This is a genomic window from Acinetobacter sp. N1-1, assembly GCF_056711485.1.
The window spans coordinates 298198-321058 of sequence record NZ_JBWXUO010000012.1 but is presented as its reverse complement, the minus strand read 5'-3'; the positions used below and the strand labels follow the sequence as shown (position 1 = coordinate 321058).

Genomic DNA, 22861 nt, shown 5'->3' with positions numbered 1-22861 from the left:
GGTTTAAATTCATCGGTATTTATTTACGAAATGTCGAGATATAGTTGTATTCAAATGTAACCATTACTTATAGCCATAAAAACATGGTAAAACTATAGGCGGTTATTGATAATGATGAAGGAAAGGTGAAATATGGCGTATTATGGTGATTCCGACGCTCAAGAAACCCAAGAATGGCAAGATGCCTTTGATTCTGTTTTACAACATATGGGCACAGAGCGTGCCGCTTTCTTATTGGAAAAATTGTATCAACAAGCTGTTGCAAAACATGTGCCTATCCAGCGTCTTAATACGCCATATCTAAATACGATTTCAGTTGAAGAAGAGCCTGCTATGCCGGGTGACTCAAGCATGGAACGTCGTATTCGCGCACTTATTCGTTGGAATGCATTAGCAATGGTATTGCGTGCAAACAAAACGGGCGATGATTTAGGTGGTCACTTAGCAAGTTTTGCATCTTCAGCAACGTTGTATGATGTTGGATTTAACCATTTTTTCCGTGCCAATAGTGATAGCTTTGGCGGTGATATGATTTATTACCAAGGTCACTGTGCGCCTGGTATTTATGCACGCTCATTCCTAGAAGGGCGTTTAACAGAAGAACAACTGGGTAATTTCCGTCGTGAAGTGAATGGAAATGGTTTACCGAGTTACCCGCACCCTTATTTAATGCCTGACTATTGGCAGTTCCCGACAGTTTCTATGGGACTTGGGCCAATTATGTCAATCTATCAAGCACATATTCAAAAGTATTTAATGAATCGTGGTTTGATTAAAGAAGAAGACCGTAAGGTATGGGCATACTTAGGCGATGGTGAAATGGATGAGCCTGAAAGCTTAGGTGCAATTTCACTTGCAGGTCGTGAAAAGTTAGATAATCTTATTTGGGTTGTAAACTGTAACCTACAGCGTCTTGATGGTCCTGTACGCGGTAACGGTAAAATTATACAAGAATTAGAGTCTTTATTCCGTGGTGCAGGTTGGCGCGTTATTAAAGTGGTATGGGGTCGTCAGTGGGATCCACTACTTGCAAAAGATCACTCAGGTGCCCTTAAAGCATGTATGGATGAAACTGTAGATGGTGATTATCAGCGTTATCAAGTGAAAGGTGGTGCTTATACCCGTGAAAAGTTCTTTGGTAAATATCCAGAATCTGAAGAGCTTGTAAAACACTTAAGTGACGATGATATTGATGCATTACAACGTGGTGGACATGATCCACATAAAGTATATGCAGCTTATGCAGCAGCGACACAAAGTAATGGTCAGCCAACTGTTATTCTTGCAAAAACTGTAAAAGGTTATGGTCTTTCAGACGAAATCGAAGCAGTTAATAAGACGCACCAAATTAAAAAGATGCAGTTGGAATCATTAAAATACTTCCGTAACCGCTTTAACTTACCGTTTAATGATGAGCAGTTAGAAGAGCTACCGTTCTATCGTCCAAGTGAAAACTCACCTGAGATGAAGTATTTGAAAGCGCGCCGTGAGTCACTCGGTGGTTATTTGCCTGCACGTCGTAAAGAAAGTGCGGCTTTACCAATTCCTGAGCTTTCTGTATTTGATGCTGTATTAAAAGGAAGTGGTGGTAAAGAGCAATCGACTACCATGGTTTCCGTACGTTTAATTTCTGCTTTACTTAAAGAAAAAGCACTGAAAAATCATGTTGTACCTATCGTTCCCGATGAAGCACGTACATTTGGTTTAGAGGGTATGTTCCGTCAGCTAGGTATTTATGCTGCACACGGTCAGAAGTATACCCCTGAAGACCAAGAGCAACTGATGAACTATCGTGAAGCAAAAGATGGTCATATGTTGCAAGAAGGGATTAACGAAGCAGGTGCAATGAGTGCATGGGCAGCGTTGGCAACAAGTTATTCAACCAATAACTTACCAATGATTCCAATGTACATGTATTACTCAATGTTTGGCTTCCAACGTATTGGTGATATTGCATGGGCAGCAGGTGATGCACAAGCACAAGGTTTCTTGTTCGGTGCAACCGCAGGTCGTACTACGCTAAATGGTGAAGGCTTACAACACCAAGATGGTCACTCTCATATTCTTGCAGGAACAATTCCGAACTGTGTGTCTTATGACCCGTGCTTTGGTTATGAACTTGCTGTAATTATGCATGATGGTCTAAAACGTATGTATGCAGACCAAGAGCGCGTGTTCTATTACTTAACATTAATGAATGAAAACTACGAACACCCACCAATGCCACAAGGTGTTGAAGAGGGAATTAAGCGTGGTATGTATTTATTTGAAGAAGATGAAAAAGCGACTGTTCAGCTATTGGGTTCAGGTGTTATTTTGCGTGAAGTGATTAAAGCTGCAAAGATTCTTCGTGATGAATATCAAATTCACTCAAATGTTTGGAGTGTAACAAGCTTTAATGAACTTGCACGTGACGGTATGGCATGTGAAGAACATAACCGCTTACATCCAATGGACGAAACGGCACAAGAGTCTTGGGTATCACAGCAATTACGCCCAACAGATGGTATTGTTGTTTCAGCAACAGACCATATGCGTGCCTATAGTGAGCAAATTCGTGCATATCTTCCAGACAACCGTCCGTATGTAACATTAGGAACAGATGGTTTTGGTCGTTCAGACACACGTGCAAACCTTCGTAGCTACTTTGGTGTAGATGCTGCTCATATTGTTGTTGCAACATTGAAAAAATTAGCAGATGAAGGTGAAGTCGATAACCGCTTAGTTAAAGATGCTATTTCATCATTTGAATTAGATACGGATCGTCCTGTTGCATGGGCACCACAAGCGCATCCTGAGGTACAACCCGTTGCTGAGTATCGTGAAGATCAAGCAGGTGAGGAGAACTAAGCATGGAAATCAAAACACCTGATATTGGTGTCGATAAAGCAACTGTTGGCGAAATCCTTGTTAAAGTTGGCGATACCATTGCAGAAAATGACAGCATTATTGTTGTTGAGTCGGATAAAGCAACTGTTGAGGTACCAAGTACTTCAGCAGGTGTAGTGACGAAGATTCTTGTAAAAGAGGGTGATGAAATCGGAGAAGGTGTTCCACTTCTTGAAATCTCATCTTCAGAGCAACAATCTGCTGCACCAAGTGAAACAAAAAAAGAAGAGAAAGTAGAACCATCTGCAACGCAAGCTTCTACCCAAGAAAAAGTAGAAACAGTACCTGTTCAGACATCGACTTCTTCACAAGTAATTGATATTCAAGTACCTGATATTGGTGTTGAAAAAGCAACAGTTGGCGAAATTCTTGTTAAAGTTGGCGATACTATTGAAGAGAACGACAGTATTGTTGTGGTTGAGTCGGATAAAGCAACTGTTGAAGTACCATGTACTTCGGCAGGAGTTGTTGAAAGCATTGCAGTGAAAGAAGGTGACCTCATTCAAGAAGGTGTTGTTCTTATTAAATTAAAAACAACTACTACTTCACAAGATACTGCATCTGTTACCTCAGCACCTCAGCAAGCAGAAAAGCCTGTTGAGTCAACAGTTCAAGTACAAGAAGCATCATCTACTCAAACATCAGGTGGTTCTGTTGAAATAGCAGTACCAGACTTAGGTGTTGATCAAGCAGCTATTGCTGAAATATTGGTAAAAGTGGGTGATACGATTGAAAAAGATGACAGCATCATTGTTGTAGAGTCTGATAAAGCCACTGTGGAAGTACCAAGTACCGAGTCAGGTGTAATTACTGCTTTACATGTTGAAGTTGGACAAAGCGTCAAGCAAGGTATGAAACTTGCAACAATTGAAGTTAAAGGCAGTTCAAAGCCACAACAAGTGAATGCGCCTGTTGCACCGCAAGCGACTGCGCCTAAAGCTTCATCTGTACCACAACAAGCTGTAGAAAAAACATCTCCTGTTGAAGCAAACACATCTACTGAAAAACTAACGAAACAGCAACAAGCGGACAATGCGAAAGTATATGCAGGCCCTGCTGTACGCAAACTTGCACGTGAGTTGGGTGTGGTTCTTGCTGAAGTGAAAGCATCAGGTCCACATGCGCGTTTAATGAAAGAAGATGTTTTTGCTTTTGTTAAACAGCGTTTAACAGAAAAACCTAAAAGTGCTGAAGCAACGACTACAGCACCCGCTGCTGGACTGCCTAAATTACCTGACTTTACTGCATTTGGTGGTGTTGAAGAAAAGCCAATGACACGCTTACAGCAAGTATCTGTACCGCAACTGTCATTAAATAATTTTATTCCACAAGTTACACAATTTGATCATGCTGATATTACTGATTTAGAAGCATGGCGTGGTGAACTTAAAGGTGGATTTAAACAGCAAGGCATTAGCTTAACCATTCTTGCATTTATTGCAAAAGCGGTTGCACATCTACTAAAAGAAGAGCCTTATTTTGCTGCACATTTGGCAGATGATCAAAAAAGTGTCTTGCTTCGTAATGAAATTCATATGGGTATTGCAGTAGCAACACCAGATGGATTAACAGTGCCAGTTATTCGTAATCCTGATCAAAAATCAATTAAAGAAATTGCGATTGAACTGGGTGAGCTAAGTAAAAAGGCGCGTGAGAAAAAACTTTCTCCAAAAGATCTACAAGGTGCAAACTTTACAATTACAAGTTTAGGTAGCATTGGTGGAACGGCATTTACACCGCTTGTAAACTGGCCACAGGTTGCAATTTTAGGTATTTCACCTGCAACCATTCAACCAGTTTGGAATGGTAAAGATTTTGATCCACGCTTAATGTTGCCGCTTTCATTGTCTTATGATCATCGCGTGATTAATGGTGCAGATGCTGCAAGATTTACAAATAAGTTAACGAAATTATTGAAAGATATTCGTTCATTATTACTGTAGTGTAAATTTATAATGAGAACCTCGCTACGGCGGGGTTTTTTATATTTTAAAAGAATAGTCTGTAAAACAATTAATTAAGATTAATTTAAGATATGTTTTAGAGTAAGAGTAAATTTTTTAATCCATTAAAGATTGCAATCAATGATAAAACTTATATAATTATCAACAACTTCATTGGGGAGTAGCCGCTATTTACAATTATTGTAAATAGATGATGGTCAACATACTTGTTCTCTTGAACATGGTCATCATAGCAAAGAACCAAATTTTTCTTTTGTTGGCAAGACCTTTGATTTATCACTCTGCAACTTTTGGCTGGCAGGAGAGATGAATCATTGGTAGCTATTGCCAGCCAAGGAAAACATATATGTATGCCTTCCTAATTTCCGTTGCTGTTGTTGCTCTTGCAGAAATGGGTGATAAAACACAACTTCTTGCCTTATTACTTGCCGCGCGTTTTCGTAAGCCAGTTCCTATTCTTATTGCTATTGTTTTAGCCACTACAATTAACCATGGTATATCTGCAGTTTTGGGTCAGTGGTTAACAACGGTCGTAAGTCCTACAGTTATGATATGGATTTTGGCGATAGGTTTTATTGCTATGGCAATTTGGATGCTCATTCCAGATAAATTAGATGATGAGGAAGAGAGTATTAATCAATGGCAACGTTTTGGTGTCTTTGGATCAACATTTATTCTTTTCTTTCTTGCCGAAATTGGCGATAAAACACAAATTGCAACGGTAGCACTTTCTGCACGATTTGACAGTATTTGGATTGTTTTACTAGGTACAACTATTGGAATGATCATTGCTAATGCACCGGCTGTCTTTATTGGAGATCGTTTAGCTGGGCGATTGCCTATTGCACTTATTCATAAAATTGGTGCAATCATATTTTTAGTAGTTGGAATAAGTACACTCGCTGAACATTATTATTTCTAATGAAATCATGTTTATTTATAAAATAAGCATGACTTTTATATATTTGTTTTGATTAATTTCAAAAATGAAAAATGTCTTGCAGAAATAAAGACCAAATACATAAAAAACTATAAAAAAGAAAATGAAAGAAACGATGCAATTTAAAATGAAATTTGTTTATAATGGCTCACGGAATTAACCAGTGAGATTGTTATGCTAACCATCATTCAAGAAGCGCTAACCTTCGATGATGTCCTTTTAGTGCCTGCCTATTCTACTGTCCTCCCAAAAGATGTTTCTCTAAAGTCGCGTTTAACACGTGATATTCACCTGAATGTTCCTCTTGTTTCTGCTGCTATGGATACGGTTACTGAAGCCCGTATGGCAATTGCAATGGCTCAAAATGGTGGTATTGGTATTATTCATAAAAATATGGATATTGCTGCACAAGCGGCTGAAGTTCGCCGTGTTAAGAAATTCGAAGCGGGTATGGTCAAAGACCCTATTACTGTTACACCAGAAACAACAGTACGTGAGCTTATTGCAATTAAACAAGCAAATAATATTAGTGGTTTGCCTGTTGTAAAAGATGGCCGTGTTGTTGGTATTATTACTGGACGAGATACACGCTTTGAAACAAATCTAGAACAGCCTGTTAGTAATTTAATGACGACACAAGAGCGTCTAGTTACTGTACGTGAAGGTGAATCTAAAGAAAATATTCAAGCATTATTACAAAAGCACCGTATTGAAAAAGTGCTTGTAGTTGATGATAATCAAGCACTCAAAGGCTTAATTACAGTAACAGACTTCCGCAAAGCAGAGTCTTACCCAAATAGTTCTAAAGACCATTTAGGTCGTTTACGTGTTGGTGCAGCAGTCGGTACTGGTGCAGAAACACCATCTCGTGTTGAAGCTTTAGTTGAAGCTGGTGTAGATGTAATTGTTGTAGATACTGCACATGGACATTCAGCAGGGGTAATTGATCGTGTAAACTGGGTGAAGAAAAACTTCCCTCAAGTTCAAGTGATTGGTGGCAATATTGCAACAGGTGATGCTGCACTTGCATTATTAGATGCTGGCGCTGATGCGGTAAAAGTTGGTATTGGTCCAGGTTCTATTTGTACAACTCGTATTGTTGCAGGTATTGGTGTTCCACAGATTTCTGCAATTGATAGCGTAGCAAATGCATTAAAAGAGCAAATTCCTTTAATTGCTGATGGTGGTATCCGTTTCTCTGGCGATATGTCTAAAGCCATTGGTGCAGGTGCAAGCACAATTATGGTTGGTTCTTTACTTGCAGGTACTGAAGAAGCACCAGGCGAAGTTGAGTTTTTCCAAGGTCGTTACTATAAAGCATACCGTGGTATGGGGTCTTTAGGTGCTATGGCAGGATCTTCAGGTTCTGCTGACCGTTACTTCCAAGATGCAAAAGCAGGTGCTGAAAAACTTGTTCCTGAAGGTATTGAAGGTCGTGTTCCTTATAAAGGAAATATGGGCACAATCTTACATCAAATGATGGGTGGTCTTCGCTCTTCAATGGGTTATACAGGTTCTGCAACGATTGATGATCTCCGTCACAATGCAAAATTTGTAAAAATTACTTCTGCAGGTATGAAAGAATCTCATGTACATGATGTAACCATTACTAAAGAAGCACCAAACTATCAACTTGGTTAATTTATACTTTAAGTAAGTTAACTGTAGGAAAACCGTCATTATGATGACGGTTTTTTTTGTTTTTGGTGTAAAGTATTTCAAATTATGAATATACATTGGGTATAGATTTATATATTACCCACAGTAAAAGTTTTGACTGTATGAGAGACACATGAGTTATTTTGGCACAGATGGGATACGTGGAAAATTTGGACAGCTTCCAATTACACCAGAGTTTGCATTAAAACTGGGGTTTGCTGCTGGTAAAGTATTAAAAAAACATAGTTTTAATCATAAACCTGTAGTAGTGCTTGGTAAAGATACACGTCTTTCAGGATATATTTTAGAGTCTGCATTACAGTCGGGTTTAAATGCAGCAGGTGTATATGTTCACTTGCTAGGACCTCTGCCAACACCAGCAATAGCACATTTAACACGTGCATTGCATGCAGATGCAGGAATTGTAATTTCTGCCTCTCATAATCCATATTTTGATAATGGGATTAAATTCTTTTCGGCTGAAGGAAAGAAATTGGCTGATAGCCTTCAAAATGAAATTAATGAAGAGCTTAAAAAAGAAATTCTAATTGAAGATACAGCTGATCTTGGTAAGAGTGTTCGTGTAAAAGATGCGAATGGTCGTTATATCGAGTTTTGTAAGTCGACTTTTCCATATCATTATGATTTAAGAAATTTAAAAATAGTTGTCGATTGTGCAAATGGTGCTGCCTATAACGTCGGGCCTGCAGTATTTCGAGAGCTTGGGGCTAAAGTTGTCACGATTTATAATGAGCCAAATGGTTTAAATATTAATGAAAATTGTGGCTCAACGCATCCGCAGGCTTTACAAAAAGCAGTGCTTGAGCATCAAGCTGATTTAGGTGTTGCATTTGATGGTGATGCAGACCGTGTTGTACTTGTGGATCATAAAGGAAATCTGATTGATGGTGATCATATTCTTTATGTTTTAGCAACAAAAGTGAAGAAAAAACCTTTAGGCATTGTTGGTACGGTGATGAGTAATATGGCTTTTGAGCTTGCGCTTAAGCAAGTAGAAGTCCCATTTATTCGTGCAAATGTCGGTGACCGTTATGTATTGCAAGCATTGGCAGAAAAACAGTGGAATATTGGTGGAGAGCCATCAGGTCATATTTTAACACTCGATAAAAGCACCACGGGTGATGCAATTATTGCGACATTGCAGGTGCTTACAGTAATGGTGTATCAGCAAAAATCATTACATGAATTGACTTCAGAACTAAAATTATTTCCTCAAATTTTAGTGAATGTACGTTTAGAAAAAATGATTGATCCATTTGCTGTACCACATTTGGTAGAAGCATTTGAAAAGGCTGAAAAACAGCTTGAGGGTCGTGGACGCCTTCTTATTCGTAAGTCAGGTACAGAGCCAATGATTCGTGTTATGGTTGAAGGGGAACACGCAACAGAAGTTACTACTTTAGCAAATAACTTGGCTAATTTAATTCGTAAGTATGCTGAGGAGAGTGCAGAATGATAGATACAATTAAAGATCTAAGTGAGCTACGTTTAAGCTATGAACAGGGTGAGCTTGTTGAAGACCAAGTTTTAAATGATCCACATAAGCAATTTTTAAACTGGTTTAATTTTGCACTAGAGGCGCAACTTCATGAGCCTTATGCAATGTATCTTGCTACAGCAGATGAGCAAGGGCATCCACATGTGCGAACGGTACTATTGCGTGGTGCAACAGATTTAGGCTATGACTTTTATACGAATTACGATAGTCAAAAAGGGTTAGATCTGGCAAAAAATCCATTTGCGGAAATCTTATTTTATTGGCCTAGTCTAGAGCGTCAAATTCGTATTCATGGTCAAGTTATTAAAATTTCTGAGCAAGAGTCAGCAGACTATTATCATAAAAGACCTAGAGATAGCCAAATTGCTGCGCATGTAAGCACACCGCAAAGTGGTGCGATTGAAAATAGACAGATTTTACAACAAAAGTTTGAAACTTTATCTGAAGAAGTGAAACAGCAGTCTGTTTTAGATAAGCCATCTTTTTGGGGTGGATATCGTCTACAAGCAACTTCTTATGAATTTTGGCAAGGTCGCCCTAATCGTTTACATGATCGTCTTCAATATACAAAAAAAGATGCGACTTGGGTACTTCAGCGTTTAATGCCATAAATGTCTATATTACATATTCGTCAAAGACCACTTAAAACAAGCCCTGATAATTTTCTAGGGCTTTCATCATTTATGGCTAATATTCTCGCCCGCCGTGAAATTCAATCATCTTCAGAGCTAGAATTAAAGTTGCCACGATTGCTTAAACCGACATTAAAAGGTTTAGAAAGTGCAGTGACTTTGCTTAATGACATCATTGAGTCTAATAAAACGATTGTCATTGTAGGAGATTATGATGCTGATGGTGCAACTAGTACAGCCATTATGGTTTTGGTGCTACGTGCTATAAATGCAAATGTTGAATATATCGTGCCTGATCGTTTTAAGTATGGCTATGGTCTGACAGCTAAAATTGCTGATTTAGTATACGATACGTATCAACCTGATTTATTGATAACAGTTGATAATGGTATTTCAAGCCATGAAGGTGTAGCGCGAGCACAGTCGTATGGTATGAAAGTTATTATTACAGACCATCACCTAACTACAAAGCAACCGCCTAAAGCGGAAGCAGTTGTGAATCCAAATCAGTTGGGCTGTAGTTTTCCAAGTAAAGCCCTTGCAGGAGTCGGTGTTGCTTTTTATATTCTTGCGAGCTTAATGAAGTTACGTAAGCAACAAAATAAAAAAGTTACGTCAGTGACACAGTATTTAGATTTAGTCGCACTTGGTACGTATGCAGATGTAGCAACTTTAGATTATAACAATCGTATTTTAATACAGATGGGTTTAAAGCAAATTCAAAGTGGTCAATGTCGTGCAGGTATTTTGGCTTTACTTGATGTTGCAGGTCGTGATTTTAATACATTAAGTGCAGAAGACTTTGGTTTTGTTTTGGGTCCAAGGCTAAATGCAGCAGGTCGTATGGACAGCATGCGTATTGGTATTGATTGTTTGTTATCTAATGATTTTTCCGAGGCATATGCACTTGCAAGACAGTTACAACAGTTGAATTTAGAAAGACGCCAAGTTGAAACTGAAATGAAAGAGGAGGCATTACGTGCTTTGGCTCAAATTCAGTTAGATACCACACAGCTTCCAAGTGCTTTAGTATTATTTGAGCCACATTGGCATCAAGGCGTAATTGGTATTGTGGCAGGGCGTTTAAAAGAGCAGTTTCATCGTCCAAGTATCGTATTTGCACCTGATGAAGATGGTATTCATATCAAAGGCTCTGCTCGCTCGGTTGAAGGCATTCATATCCGAGATATGATTGAAAAGGTTGCAGAAACATATCCTTACCTTGTTCGTTACTTTGGTGGTCATGCAGCGGCAGCAGGGTTAACCATAGAGAAAAAATATTTTAATGAGTTTAAATCTTGTTTTGAAAAATATGTGTCGGAAGTCGATCCTCAGCTATTAGAGGCAACGATTTGGACAGATGGACAACTCGAAGAAAAGGGTTTTAATTTACAAACTATTGATGATATTGAGGCACTTGGCCCATGGGGACAGAATTTTCCATCGCCAGTATTTGAAGGTGCTTTTAAATTGATTAATTATCGATGGTTAAAAGATAAGCACCTTAAACTCACTTTGGCGTTATCTTCAGGTCAGCAACTTGATGCAATTGCATTTAATGCTTTCGACAAATTTGAATTTAATGAAAATAAAGATCAAATCTATCTTGTATATACATTAGATAAAAATGAATTTAATGGCAGAGTGAATTTACAACTTAAAATTAAACATCTATATTCGCTATAAAAAAAGCCATGCAATTGCATGGCTTTTATAAAGTAAGATATTAGAAGCGGTAAGATGCACCTACAGTATAAGTGTTGTAATTATCATCACCGAAACCAAGACGACCATTTACACTAAGATTTTCGTTGAAGAATTTTTTCGCAGTAATTCCCCATTGATCTTGGTCTATAGATTTGTCTTTTGTATAGTCAGCACCAACACTTAGAGTTTTATCGATGTAGTAGTCGCCACCAACATAGTATTGTTTGTTGTTGCCATCACCAAATACACCACGTGCTTCTACATTAATATCGTGTTGACCTAACTGTGTTACGTATTTTGCACGTAATGTTGGATCTGCACCATCATCACCATTTTTTACGTCATAACCTTGTACACCAACTGCAACCAATAAACCTGGTGCAGGTAGATAACCAACTTCTGCATTGTAACGCGTAGTTTTATTGTCTACGCCGTAACGTTTTACTTTATATTCGTCACGCGCAACACCACCACCTAAGTAGAAGTCTGAATTAGGTACATAGTACTCAGCACCTATTCCATAAGTGGAGTTTTTTGTACCGTCATTGTCACCGTATTTTACAGCAGCATTTACATTACTTGCACGATCTAAAAATGCAGCTTCTGCAAGTGGTGAATTCTTGATTTGTACTGGGTTAAAGTAGTATGTCCCATTTACCCCAAATTGGCTAACACCACTGCCTTGATCAGGGTCTAAATAGCTATAAGAGCCCCCAACTTCAGTTTGGTAGGCATTTGCTGTTCCCGTAAATGCAAGACCTGCAAGGATTGCAGCTGCAATAAATGTCTTTTTCATGATGATACTCCTGTGAAAATTCACATTCATCTTTTGTTACAACTTTTAGTCTATGTGAAAAAAAACTATGGTCAACTAGCTACACGTAATCAAAATGTACAAACGTAATATTATGTAATTTAGTTATTTTAAGATATTGATTTTTATTGATATTTAATATTGTTATGTTTTATTAAAAATGTTGTAAGTATGTGATATTACCATAATTAATTTATTTTCGTATGAAAAATAATCTGGAAGTCAGAGTCTAATAGTTTGCTGAATTGTCTTTATTTGATGTATGAGATAAGCAATATGGTAAAATAGAAAGAGTATTTAAAGTCTGTAGAGAGAAATTCACGTGGAAATTAATCCTTATCTAAACCAATTAAAAGACCTATCTGATCGTAGTGAGACATTACGGGGGTATCTTTGACTACGATCTTAAGAAAGAACGTTTAGAAGAAGTTTTACGTGAGTTAGAAGATCCTGCAATTTGGAATGACCAAAATCGTGCCCAAGCGATGGCCCGTGAAAAAGGTGAGCTTGAAAATGTTCTAAATGTATTGGATCAGCTTGCTGAACAGCTTGAAGATGCAACAGCAATGTTAGACCTTGCTGTTGAAGCAGATGATGAAAGCTTACTTGCTGATGTTGAATCTGAGTTGAATACAGCAGAAGAAGCATTGGCGAAGTTAGAATTCCGTCGTATGTTTAGTAATCCGATGGATCCAAATCCGTGCTTCTTAGATATTCAAGCAGGCTCGGGAGGTACTGAAGCACAAGATTGGGCATCTATGCTATTGCGTATGTATATGCGATGGATTGAACGTCATGGCTTTAAAGCAGAGCTAATGGAAGTTTCAGATGGTGATGTGGCAGGGATTAAGTCTGCGACGATTCGCGTTGAAGGTGAGTTTGCATTTGGTTGGTTAAGAACTGAAACAGGTGTACATCGTCTTGTGCGTAAATCGCCATTTGATAGCGGTAATCGCCGTCATACATCATTTAGTGCAGTGTTTGTATCGCCTGAAGTAGATGACAATATTGAAATTGATATTAACCCAGCAGATGTGCGTATAGATACTTATCGTGCATCTGGTGCTGGTGGTCAGCATATTAATAAAACGGATTCGGCGGTTCGTTTGACACATACGCCAACGGGAACGGTTGTAGCATGTCAGAATGAGCGTTCACAGCATGCCAACCGTGATCGCGCTTGGAAGTTGCTTCGTGCAAAGTTGTATGAGCTAGAAATGCAAAAACGTAATGAAGCTGCACAAGCACTTGAGGACTCTAAGTCTGATATTGGTTGGGGTAGCCAGATTCGTTCATATGTACTCGATGATTCACGTATTAAAGACTTACGTACAAGTGTTGAAAACACCAATACCACTGCGGTACTTGATGGTGATTTAGACAAGTTTATTGAGGCAAGTCTGAAAAAAGGGCTATAACAGAGTACTGTTATAGATAAAAGAAGTGGCATTACAATAAAATCGAAATAAATAGATATATAAATCTATTTATTTCGATATTGGTATCGTGTATATTCGATATTAGTGATTGTTAAGCAATGCCATTTTCTAGTAATGTCTTTAGATAGTTTAATTATGGATATTGATTTAATTAGTAAGGCGCTTGCAAACCCCTTAAGGCGTCAAATTTTACTTTGGCTTAAAGTACCTCATGAACACTTTATAGCAGGTGGATATGCAGGTGATTTACAACAAGGTGTTTGTGCAGGACAAATTGAGCAGCTTGGCAAAGTTGCACAATCTACCATGTCTAATCATTTGTCTATATTACAGAAATCAGGTTTGGTGGCTGTAAAAAAACATGGACAATGGTCTTATTTTTCTAGAAACGAAGCATTGATTCAGCAATATATTGAACATTTACAAAAAACACTCTAGTAATTTAATTAAGTGTATCGTGAAGTGAGAAATATCATGGCAGATCTAAATTCGTCATTAAAAATGGGCGATCTTACCCTCAAAAATCGTTTAGTCCTTGCACCATTAACTCGTGCGCGTAGCAATGAATCTCGTGTACCGACATCAATCATGGTTGAATATTATAAACAGCGTGCAAATGCAGGTTTAATTTTAACTGAGGCAACTGTAATTGGTGCAGATGCTGTTGGCTATGCCAATACACCTGGGTTATGGAATAAAGAACAGGCAGAAGCGTGGCGTCAAATTATAGATGTTGTGCATGAGCAAGACTCAAAAATTGTTGCACAGCTTTGGCATGTGGGGCGTATTTCAGATCCAAGCTTACTTAATGGCGAAACACCAGTTGCACCAAGTGCAATCCAACCAGAGGGTCACGTTAGTCTATTGCGTCCAATACGTCCATATGTAACACCTAGGGCACTTGAAGTTTCTGAAATTAAAGAAATTATTTTGGCTTATAAGAATAGTGCTGAACTTGCTAAAGAAGCAGGTTTTGATGGTGTTGAGTTGCATGCTGCTAATGGCTATTTGGTTGATCAGTTCTTGCAAAGTGGTACAAATGCACGTGAAGATGAATATGGCGGTAACCTAGAAAATCGTGCGCGGTTACTTCTTGAAGTGGTTGATGAGTTAATTGGTGTTTGGGGAGCTGGGCGTGTTGGTGTGCATATTGCACCACGTGGTGATTCACATGACATGCATGATGATTATCCTTTAGAAACATTTAGTTATGTTGTTAAAGAATTAAGTAAGCGCAATATCGCTTTTATTTTCTCTCGTGAGTATGAAGCTGAAGATAGTATTGGCCCTAAATTACGTGAGCAGTTTACAGGTGCTTGGATTGCAAATGAGGGGTTAACCGCAGACTCTGCTAAGCAGATGCTTGCGGAAAATCGTGCAGATGCAGTCTCTTTTGGTAAGTTATATATTGCCAATCCTGACCTTTTAACACGTTTAACGAAGAATTTACCTTTAAATGATTTAGATACCTCAACGATGTATCCAAACCCTGAAAAACCGTTGGAAACAGGCTATACAGATTATCCTGTATTTGCTGAATAGATAGCTTTGAGAAAGTGAAATGATGATTTTGCTTTCTCATTATTTATTATGTGTAACTTTAAATCCTTTGATATAATTTTCGATGATTTTATGGTGAGTTTTATCACGTGATATGTGTAAAATTTCACCCAACGTAGATAAGGATTTTTTCATTGCAGCCTCCATTTTGGTATCAGTTTCTACTTCAGTGTATTCAGCCGCTTTATCGTTGGCGAGTTAAAAAAAGATCAGATAGTGCAGTGGCATTAAATGAAGAATTAAAACAACGATTTGGAGAGCTTATACCTGCTTTAAATACCGATGTTATTTGGTTTCATGCGGTTTCTGTTGGAGAAACCAATGCTGCTCAACCACTTATTGAGCACTATTTAAAACAAGGTAGGAATGTACTTGTAACCAATACAACAAAAACAGGTCAGGCAAGAGTAAAATCATTATTTGCGGAAAAGTTCCCCTTATCATTTCAAGCCGTTTTTCTACCGATTGATACACAAGAACAAGTCGAGAAGTTTTTAAAACAGTATCAGCCTAAAATTTTACTTTTAATGGAAACAGAGCTTTGGCCAAATTTGCTTGCAATTGTGGCTAAAAAAGGAATTCCTCAACTTTTATTGAATGCGAGACTCTCAGAAAAATCTGCAAATGGTTATGCCAAATTTAAGCGCTTAACACAACCGATGCTCTCGCAGTTGAATTGGATTGCTACACAAGATGAGGCAACATATACACGCTTTGCATCTTTAGGAAAAAATACGGCGTCGATGAGTGTGGTTGGTAATATTAAATTTGATATTCAACCACCTGAACAGGCAGTGACTACTGCCAAAGCCATATATCAAGACTGGCATTTGCAAGGTCGAAAAATTATTGTTTTGGCAAGTACACATGCAGATGAAGAAAAGAATATTTTAAGTGCTTTAGAACATCAGCTTAAAAAAGATGTTCAACTATTATGTATTGTTGTACCACGCCATCCTGAACGATTTGATGAAGTGTATCATGTTATTCAGAATCTCGGATTAACGATTCACCGCCGTAGCTTAGAGCAACCTATTGATAAAAATACACAAGTCTATTTAGCCGATAGTATGGGAGAACTATGGATTTGGTATGCTTTAAGTCAAGTGAGTTACGTAGGTGGTTCATTGAATGAACCTGGTGGTGGGCATAATATCCTTGAACCGATATCTATGAATGTAGCGACCATACTCGGTAAAAATTATTTTAATTTTCAAACATTAGTCGATGAGTTTGTAGAAAATAAAGGTGTGAAAGTTGTACAGTCGGCTGAAGAAGCTGCAAACTTACTATATGCACTTTTAAATGATGAGCAACAGCAACAAGAAATGATTGAACAAGCCAATAAGATTTTCCATAAAAATCAAGGTTCAGTCGCACGTCATATTAAATTGATCGATCAATTCATATGAATATTATTCTATTGCCTGAATCTGAGAAAAATAAATCGATATGGTTTATTCGAGAGCAAAGACAATTAGCACATATTTATGAGCATTTAAATGCAAAAGTGGGAGATACTTTAAAAGTAGGTATACGTAATGGTGAACGTTATACTGCTGAAATTATTGCGATGAATGCAATAGAGGTTGAAGTAAAGGCGGTAGAAAAAGTACTAGTTCCTGAAAAACGTCCGATCACACTTGTACTTGCATTGCCTAGACCGAAAGTTTTACGCCGTTTAATTATGGATAGTGTTACTTTAGGTGTGGAAAGAATTATTTTATTGCATAGTTTTCGGGTAGATAAAAGCTATTGGCAAAGTCCGCTTTTAAGGCAACTTGATGATTATATAACATTAGGGTTAGAGCAAGCGGGGGATACTTATGTACCTGAAATTCAAACTTATCAAAGATTTAAGCCGTTCGTTGAAGATGTCTTACCTAAAATGATTAAGCAAAAAGACTGGGTATATGTTGCACACCCATATGTTGAAAATACATTACCTAGGGATATTGCATCTGAACAGGGCATTATTATTATTGGTCCAGAAGGTGGATTTATTCCTTATGAGATTGATTTACTCATAAAAAATGGTTGCCAAGCTATTCAACTTGGCAACCGTATACTTAGAACAGAAACAGCCGTTTCTTATTTACTTGGGCGTTTAGCTGCTTACTAAACTTGAGTTTCTAGTGCTTTTGCAGGTGCTTGAGTAATTTGCTCTTGAATTGGATATGGAATATTGATGTTGTTCTTTGCAAACTCAGCAACTACAAGTTCTTGAATTTCACTTGTAGAGTTTGCAATCGTTATTTTACTGGTATCAATCCACCAACGAATATTAACATTAATTGCAAAGTCACCAAGCGCTGTAACATTCACAATGCTTGCAGGTTGATTTAGTACATTTTTACTATCTGCTAGTATTTTAAGCACAACCTCTTTTGCTTTTTTAATGTCATCTGTATATCCAATACCAACATTAAACTCACAACGGCGTTGTGTATATGCAGTAACAACGGTAATTGAACTTGTATAAACCGTTGCATTTGGAATCACAAGACGACGACCATCGTACGAGCGTAAAGTTGTTGCTCGAATTTGAATGTCTTCAACGGTTCCTTCTAAGCCATTACATACAATTGCATCACCAATACGGAAAGGTTCACTCAATAAAATAAGAATGCCTGAGAGTAGATTTTGAAAAATATCTTTGAATGCAAAACCAATTGCAACAGAACCGATTCCTAAAGCACTCATAAGTTGCCCAGGAGTGAACCCTGGAATGGCAATCACTAATGCGATAAGGAAACCAAAGAAAATAATGAATGTACTGCCGACACGGTTGAGTACAAGTACAAGGTTTTGTCTTGCATAAGGACGATTTGATAGTGCTTTAGCAACAAAGACTTTAAATACTTTTGAAAGTAGCCAAAAGATGATGAATACGACAATAGCAATACATAGGTATGGAACACGCTCCCAAAAGCTATTGACGATACCATCAATAGTCAGATATGCATCATGATATTGTCCACTCTGACCGAACATATTTGCAGCTTTATTGCCTGCATTTGTTATAGCATTTGTAGTTTGTTCTGCCACAATTTTTTCCAATAATGATAGGGTTACATATATTGTGCCTTAAATTAGAGTTGAGTTTAACTCCTTAATTACATAAACGATATGAAAATAGGATTTGTTTTCATATATATGAATAAAATGTAAATTAACTCGATTTTATTTATGCTTGAGTTCTACAAATAGATATATATGGCTGAATAGGCCACTATTTTCTCATAATTAAGATAATGATTTTTATAATAAAAATTATTGGTCGATAAAAAAAATATGATTTTAGACTAAAAAGTAGATACAAATAGTAAAATATCTGTAATATTGATTGACTTGTTTTTATAGTAAAGACAGCATTTTGCATACATTACACGGATATGGCCAAACGCATTATGAATATACTAATCGTTGATGACCACCCTTTATTTCGCCATGCTTTAATACAAGCTGTGCGTCATGGTCTACCTCAAGCTCAAATTCAAGAAAAAGCAACTGTTAAAGAATTCTATGAGTATCTTGAAAGTGGTGCGGAACCAGATCTCGTATTGTTAGATTTGAATTTACCCGGTGCTTCAGGATTTTCAGCACTTGTTCATGTGCGCGCACAATATCCAACAATTCCTATTGTAGTTGTTTCTGCACATGAGGAGACTTCAGTTATTCGTCGCGCTATTATGCATGGTGCAATGGGATATATTCCAAAGTCTGCAAATCCTGACAATATTAGTACTGCGATTACTCAGGTATTAGAGGGTGACCTTTGGCTTCCTGCAAACATACCTGCACATAATATAAATGATGCTTGTAGCAATGATGAAACGGTATTGGCAGAACGTATACAATCTCTTACACCACAGCAATTCCGTGTATTAATGATGGTGGCAGAAGGTTTATTAAATAAACAAATTGCATATGATTTAGATGTTTCTGAAGCAACAATTAAAGCACATGTTACCGCGATTTTTAGAAAGTTGAATGTACAGAATCGTACACAAGCTGTACTTGCGATTAGCGCACTCAATATTAGTGAAAAAACAATATAATCTGTAGTTATTTCTCATAAAAAAGCGAGGATTTACCTCGCTTTTTTATGGATTAAACTTTTAGTCTTGAAATCCATGCACGCATAGAAGCGGGTTTTAAAGGTTTTCGCAGTAGCATGATATTGAGTGTTTTAAGGCGTTGAGGAAGTTCAGGATCAGAGTCTGCGGTAATGAGTGCAATAGGAACCTGATGCTGCTGACGATTTTTTTCAATAAAATCTAATCCTCGTTTATGATGATTAAGATGTTGGTCAATCAGCCAAATTTGAATGTTTTCACGCTTTAGTATTTCTTCAGCTTCTTCAGGCTCTCTTGCTTTAAAGACTTCATAACCCCATTTTGTTAGTAGTGTGACCATACCTTCAAGAATTGCTTCATCATTATCTAAACATAATATTTTGTAACTCTGATGATTTGTACTTACTGTTGGTAAATCCATACTGGCTTGCTTGGGTGCATCTATAACAGGCACTTCAAGCATAAAGCATGAACCCCGATTAATTTCTGTATAGACATGGACTGGATAATTGAGCATATGTGTCATGCGCTGAACAATTGCGAGTCCGAGGCCTAAGCCTTGTTCCCCCCATGGTGAAGTGTGTCCACATCTTTCAAATTCTTGAAATAGTTTATTTCTTTGTGTTTCAGAAATACCAGGCCCTGTGTCCCAAACACCAATACGAATATAGTTAGGTTGTGAGGCACTTCGTAATACACCAACGACAATTTTTCCTTTTGCGGTATAGCGAAGGGCATTGCTTACAAAGTTTTGAATAATACGTCTAATCCATTGTTGGTCAGTATCAATCCAAAACTTTGCATCATGCACATGAAATTTGATATTACGTTGGGCTGCAATCGATTGAAACTGCATTTTGAGATCACTGAGTAAATCATGTAGTGGGTAAGCTTGTCGTTTGGGTTGAATTGTTCCACCTTCAAGGCGTGCAATATCCAGTAATGCAGAAAGCATACTTTCTGCTCCATATAAGGCACGATCGAGCTGTTGTAAGGTTTTACGATCTTCTTCTTGATGAATGCTTTGTTCTAATGCAGTGCTAAACAGGCGAGCAGCATGCATTGGCTGTAAAAGGTCATGACTTGCTGCAGCAATAAAACGGCTTTTTGACATATTGGCTGTATCTGCTTGCTCACGTGCAAGTTGTTGCTCTGCTAGCGCAGTTTCTAATTGTTTTGTTCTTTCTGTCACACGTGCTTCTAAAATAGCTTCAGCTTCTTTAAATGGTGTGATATCTGCAAAAGTTGTTACAAATCCACCGCCTTCAATCGGGTTGCCACGAATTTGAATGACCTTTCCATCTTTACGTACACGTTCATATTCATGAGGATTTCCAACTTTCATCCAGTGAATACGTTTACGAACATGCTCCTCTATAGGACCAGGCCCACATTCACCACGTTCTGCATTATAACGAATGAGATCTGCGACAGGACAGCCAACATATACGAGCTCTTGTGGGTAGCCAAATAGTGTAAGGTATTGCGTATTCCATGCAACAAGACACATATTTGCATCTACCACACTAACACCCTGTGCCATATGGTCAATCATGGTCATGAGTAGGTTTTGGCTAAAGCGTTGCCATTGAGAAGCTTGGTCAAGGATATTTGCAACTTGGGCAACACCTAAACCATTATTGACGAGTGCCGTTTTTAATAGTGTTCGTGCAGAAGCTGCACCAATCGTACTGGCAAGATACTGTTCAGTAAATCTCCACCAAATGCCATTGGCAATGTGATTGGGATTTAGAACCAAATGGTAACGCTTTGCAATTTTTTCAAAGGCTTGTTGAGCCTGCTTTTCACCTGTGACTCTTCCCGCAAGTGCCAATAAATCTGCAACTTTGAGCCTATAACTGTCTGCATTAAAGTAGTTTGTATCATCTGCCTGTTGTTTTGACGGTAAAATCTTTGTTTCATAGTAAAAGAAACTTTCTGCCTGAATTTGTTCTGCAAGACTTGGTCGATAAACACGTGATACCCAAACATACAGTAAAACATTTAGACCAAGTGACCAAAGTACACCATGTGTGAGTGGAGAAAGGGAAGAAAAGCCAAATAACGCTTCAGGTCGAAGAATATGAATCCCTAATAAACCATCTGTTAAAATACGATGATCTAATGAGAATTGTGCAGGAGAAACATGTTTTAAAATGGTTGGTAATAATAGGGTATAACCCCACATGATAAACCCAGCAATTAGTCCTGCATATACGCCTTGTTTACTGCCACCACGCCAATATAACCCTCCAATGAGCGCTGGGGAAAACTGAGCGACAGCAGTAAAAGCAAGTAAACCTAAAATCGAAAGTTGATCAACACTGTCAAATACATGATAGAAAAGGAAGCCAAGCACCATTACAAAAGCAATGGAAACACGCCGTGCGATTTTTAGTACCGATGGTAGTCTTTCATCATGCCGAGAAATAATACCTAATCGCCACATTGCAGGCATAATTAAGTCATTGCTGAGCATGGTAGAAATTGCGACAGAGGAAACAAGTAGCATTCCTGTAGATGCTGAAAATCCACCAAGAAATGCAAGGAGTGCTAACCATTCATGTTGATAGTTTAGTGGCAGTGTGAGAACAGCAATATCTGGAATGCCAAATAAACTAATGTCTGAATGTAATGCCCAGCTTGCAATAGGAAAAATAGCAATTGCTGTGAGAATTAAATATATAGAAAACCATTTTCGAGCACCTTTAATATGTTGCTCATCTCTAAGTTCAACGACGGCTACATGAAACTGCCGAGGTAGGCAGATCATAGCAAGGGCTGCTAAGATGGTTTGCGTCCAAAATGTTTCGGGTACGCCCGAGATTTGCATGTTTGCGTATTGTTGCTTTAAGTCATGTGATAGTAAACTCAAGCTGTTTGGGTGTATAAATATAAAAAATAACGCAACGCACAGTAAGGCAAAAATTTTCACAAAGGATTCAATAGCAACAGCAAGCATGAGTCCTGCATGCTGCTCTGTATTTGAAACCTGACGTGTACTAAAAATCATTGAAAGCATGACCATGATTGTAGTTAAGCAAAGTACAATATTGGTGGTCAGGTGAACAGAAGCAGTTTCGGGCAAGATCGCGACTGTACTTAAAGAGATTGCTCTAAGTTGGAGTGCAAGATAAGGCACAGTACCGACAACAGAAAGTATAGTAACCATTGCAGCAAGCGCACCGCTTTTACCATATCGTGCTGAAATAAAATCTGAAATAGATGCAATAGAGTGATATTGTCGAATTTTTCCAATTCTGCGCCAAATATAATAGCCAAAACTGATAAAAAAAAGTGGCCCTAAATAAATGGGTAAATAGTTAATACCATGCCTTACAGCTTCGCCGACACCACCATAAAATGTCCAAGAAGAACAATACACACCAAGTGTTAGACTAAACAGTAGCATTCTGCGTTTTGCACTCAGATGCATGGCATACTTTTCACCAAATATGGCACAGATAAATAGTATGGAAATATATAAGATGAGTGTGCCAATGATGAGCAGACTATTCATAAGAACCTAAAGCATTCAGATTTGATCTTATAATAACTGATGTGACATGTGCTTGAGCGAATTTATCAACGGTTATGAAATAAAACAATAAAGTGATGATAACTCATGCCAATAAAGTCTTTGGCATGAGCATTGATAT

At 38.0% G+C, this 22861-nt stretch carries 16 protein-coding genes and 1 riboswitch; of the genes, 13 read left to right on the top strand and 3 right to left on the bottom strand.

Annotation, left to right across the window (positions count from 1 at the left end; genetic code table 11):
• Positions 1 to 132 precede the first annotated feature (132 nt).
• The 7 genes from aceE (at position 133) to recJ (ending at position 11289) form a co-directional block, all read left to right on the top strand.
• Entirely contained in the window at positions 133 to 2850 is a 2718-nt protein-coding gene (gene aceE, locus AC1MPL_RS01725) for a pyruvate dehydrogenase (acetyl-transferring), homodimeric type (RefSeq protein ID WP_479763733.1), read from the top strand.
• Positions 2851 to 2852: 2 nt separating this feature from the next.
• Complete coding sequence (locus AC1MPL_RS01720; protein WP_479763731.1) at positions 2853 to 4832, top strand: 2-oxo acid dehydrogenase subunit E2; 1980 nt, start codon at positions 2853 to 2855, stop codon at positions 4830 to 4832.
• A 164-nt stretch (positions 4833 to 4996) separates the two neighbouring features.
• Positions 4997 to 5127, top strand: a riboswitch (yybP-ykoY riboswitch).
• 72 nt (positions 5128 to 5199) lie between these two features.
• Entirely contained in the window at positions 5200 to 5775 is a 576-nt protein-coding gene (locus tag AC1MPL_RS01715) for a TMEM165/GDT1 family protein (RefSeq protein WP_479763729.1), read from the top strand.
• A 192-nt stretch (positions 5776 to 5967) separates the two neighbouring features.
• Entirely contained in the window at positions 5968 to 7434 is a 1467-nt protein-coding gene (guaB, locus tag AC1MPL_RS01710) for an IMP dehydrogenase (protein ID WP_237411171.1), read from the top strand.
• Positions 7435 to 7585: 151 nt separating this feature from the next.
• Positions 7586 to 8929 carry a phosphoglucosamine mutase gene (gene glmM, locus AC1MPL_RS01705; protein ID WP_479763727.1) on the top strand — a complete coding sequence of 448 codons (1344 nt, stop codon included), beginning with the start codon at positions 7586 to 7588 and terminating at the stop codon, positions 8927 to 8929.
• Positions 8926 to 9582 (top strand): pyridoxamine 5'-phosphate oxidase, encoded by a 657-nt coding sequence (gene pdxH, locus AC1MPL_RS01700; protein WP_479763725.1) that lies wholly within the window; start codon positions 8926 to 8928, stop codon positions 9580 to 9582. The genes glmM and pdxH overlap by 4 nt, the downstream gene beginning before the upstream one ends.
• Positions 9583 to 11289, top strand: coding sequence for a single-stranded-DNA-specific exonuclease RecJ (gene recJ, locus AC1MPL_RS01695; RefSeq protein WP_479763723.1), 1707 nt, complete (start codon positions 9583 to 9585; stop codon positions 11287 to 11289).
• A gap of 40 nt (positions 11290 to 11329) precedes the next feature.
• On the opposite strand, the gene AC1MPL_RS01690 is transcribed toward recJ, so the two are convergent.
• A complete protein-coding gene (locus AC1MPL_RS01690; protein ID WP_479763721.1) occupies positions 11330 to 12106 on the bottom strand; it encodes a putative porin in 777 nt (258 codons plus the stop codon).
• Positions 12107 to 12446: 340 nt separating this feature from the next.
• Between AC1MPL_RS01690 and prfB the strand changes: the two genes are divergently transcribed.
• The 5 genes from prfB (at position 12447) to AC1MPL_RS01665 (ending at position 17245) form a co-directional block, all read left to right on the top strand.
• Positions 12447 to 13542 (top strand): peptide chain release factor 2 gene (gene prfB, locus AC1MPL_RS01685; protein WP_479763719.1). Its coding sequence is split into 2 segments (ribosomal slippage): positions 12447 to 12518 and positions 12520 to 13542, totalling 1095 coding nucleotides; the frame shifts between segments, so codons are not numbered across the junction.
• A 156-nt stretch (positions 13543 to 13698) separates the two neighbouring features.
• Positions 13699 to 14001 carry an ArsR/SmtB family transcription factor gene (locus AC1MPL_RS01680; RefSeq protein ID WP_479763718.1) on the top strand — a complete coding sequence of 101 codons (303 nt, stop codon included), beginning with the start codon at positions 13699 to 13701 and terminating at the stop codon, positions 13999 to 14001.
• 36 nt (positions 14002 to 14037) lie between these two features.
• Entirely contained in the window at positions 14038 to 15105 is a 1068-nt protein-coding gene (locus AC1MPL_RS01675; RefSeq protein WP_479763717.1) for an alkene reductase, read from the top strand.
• A gap of 152 nt (positions 15106 to 15257) precedes the next feature.
• Complete coding sequence (locus AC1MPL_RS01670) at positions 15258 to 16535, top strand: 3-deoxy-D-manno-octulosonic acid transferase (protein ID WP_479763715.1); 1278 nt, start codon at positions 15258 to 15260, stop codon at positions 16533 to 16535.
• Complete coding sequence (locus tag AC1MPL_RS01665; protein WP_479763714.1) at positions 16532 to 17245, top strand: 16S rRNA (uracil(1498)-N(3))-methyltransferase; 714 nt, start codon at positions 16532 to 16534, stop codon at positions 17243 to 17245. Before AC1MPL_RS01670 ends, AC1MPL_RS01665 begins: the two co-directional genes overlap by 4 nt.
• On the opposite strand, the gene AC1MPL_RS01660 is transcribed toward AC1MPL_RS01665, so the two are convergent.
• A complete protein-coding gene (locus AC1MPL_RS01660) occupies positions 17242 to 18171 on the bottom strand; it encodes a mechanosensitive ion channel family protein (RefSeq protein WP_479763712.1) in 930 nt (309 codons plus the stop codon). The two genes, AC1MPL_RS01665 and AC1MPL_RS01660, sit on opposite strands and share 4 nt — an antisense overlap.
• Positions 18172 to 18533: 362 nt before the next feature.
• On the opposite strand from AC1MPL_RS01660, the gene AC1MPL_RS01655 reads away from it, so the two are divergent.
• Positions 18534 to 19184, top strand: a complete 651-nt coding sequence (locus AC1MPL_RS01655; protein WP_479763710.1) for a response regulator — start codon at positions 18534 to 18536, stop codon at positions 19182 to 19184.
• Between the two features lie 52 nt (positions 19185 to 19236).
• On the opposite strand, the gene AC1MPL_RS01650 is transcribed toward AC1MPL_RS01655, so the two are convergent.
• Entirely contained in the window at positions 19237 to 22722 is a 3486-nt protein-coding gene (locus AC1MPL_RS01650; RefSeq protein ID WP_479763707.1) for a PAS domain-containing hybrid sensor histidine kinase/response regulator, read from the bottom strand.
• Positions 22723 to 22861: the final 139 nt, after the last annotated feature.